Genomic DNA, 1,460 nt, shown 5'->3' with positions numbered 1-1,460 from the left:
CCCAAGACCTTCCTCTCCGCCGTCGCCCTCGCCGCAACCGTCATGTTCTGGCTATGAAACAAGAACGAGTCCTGACCCTAGAGATAAGCATCCACTTGCCCACGAATTAGTATATGACAATCGGCCTGCGCAATCTCATTTCCATTCAGATCCAAAAAACACTTGCACGCACGGTCACTGTCCCACCCTTCGAGTCCAATCTTCAGCTCCCCTGTTCCGGACACGCGAAGCAAATCGCTTCCAAACTTATCTCTGAGAACAGAGTCGCCGGCTTCGTTCACGTGTTGCGAAAAATCTGAAAACTTTAGACTCCGATAGTACTCAGGAAAGAGTTCATCGCCATCACCAGCTCCAACCCGAACTTCAATATGCTCTTTGTGGGGGTCAAAGTCCTCGACGGACGCGGTTGGAAGTGATCCGCCAAGATTCAGCACGACCTGAAAGTTATCCATGCCCTCGCCACCAAAGAGTAGATCTCCGTGCGATCCTATGAGTGTGTCATCACCGTAACCACCGTAAAGAGTGTCGGCATCCAACGATACCAAATCCTGATCATTCGCATGGGTGGACCAAAGATAGGACTCTCTTGCCGTTCCAAAGATCAGATCGTTTCCTTGACCCCCATAAACAAGATCAGCAGTGGCGGTTTCGCCGCTATTCCAGCCTTCTTTCAAGCCCAAAAATACATCGTCCCCGCATCCAAGATTTGTTGAAGCTGTGGAAGAGCTAATAACAAAATCGTTGCCGTCTCCGCCGATAAAGATGGCATCGTCGCTCAGTCGGGTATAGACGTGATCTCCCGTCCCGCCAAATACTGTATCGCCCGAACCTCCGTAAATTGCAATATCCGACGCATCCTGCGCATAAATGACGTCAGAGCCTTCGTCTCCAAATACTCTGTAGCCGCCACCCGAAAGGCGCAATGTATCATCACCTAGACCACCGCGTACCTCCATTACAGGATCATCCGGAATTGAAGCATAGACGTCCCAGTCATAGAACGTTGATGTGCCAGTCTTGGTGCGAACAAGGATATCGTCGTCCTCGTCGCCACCGCAGAATGATCCTAACTCGTTCAATGATATCGTCTGAGGAGGATCCGATTCAGGCTGGGTATCTTCACCGTCCGATGAGTCCTCTGATGGGTCATCTGGGCGGCTCAGACTGTCGAATACTACCAGTGCGGTCAGCCCAAGAAAGATAGGGGCGAGAAGCTCAAGCATATGCGCGCACCATTTCCCCAAGGCACTATTGGAACCTTGTGCCAGAGGGGCAAGGACGTCAATTGAATGGTTTCAGGGATTTTATTCGAATGATCGCGTTGCTTACACTGGAAATCTGCGAAATTGGACAAAGCGCACGCCGTGACAATACGCCCTTAGGGTCAGGACCCATTGATCTTGCACTTGCAGCATGATTCAGCCTCCGCAAGGAGACTGACCGATGAGCAACCTTTTCTG

At 51.1% G+C, this 1,460-nt stretch carries 1 protein-coding gene; it reads right to left on the bottom strand.

The window, feature by feature from the left end:
* Window positions 1-77: 77 nt before the first annotated feature.
* On the bottom strand, window positions 78-1,223 hold the full coding sequence (locus D5084_RS09115; protein WP_128515198.1) for a calcium-binding protein: 1,146 nt from the start codon (window positions 1,221-1,223) through the stop codon (window positions 78-80).
* Window positions 1,224-1,460 lie beyond the last annotated feature (237 nt).

The sequence above is a fragment of the Tabrizicola thermarum genome (genome assembly GCF_003574395.1).
Classification (GTDB): domain Bacteria; phylum Pseudomonadota; class Alphaproteobacteria; order Rhodobacterales; family Rhodobacteraceae; genus Tabrizicola; species Tabrizicola thermarum.
The sequence above is the reverse complement of the archived record's forward strand: the minus strand, read 5'-3'. Positions and strand labels throughout refer to the sequence as shown.

Excerpts from the sequence above, each read along its gene's own strand:
- D5084_RS09115 (WP_128515198.1), bottom strand. The coding sequence starts at position 1,223 with ATGCTTGAGCTTCTCGCCCCTATCTTTCTTGGGCTGACCGCACTGGTA.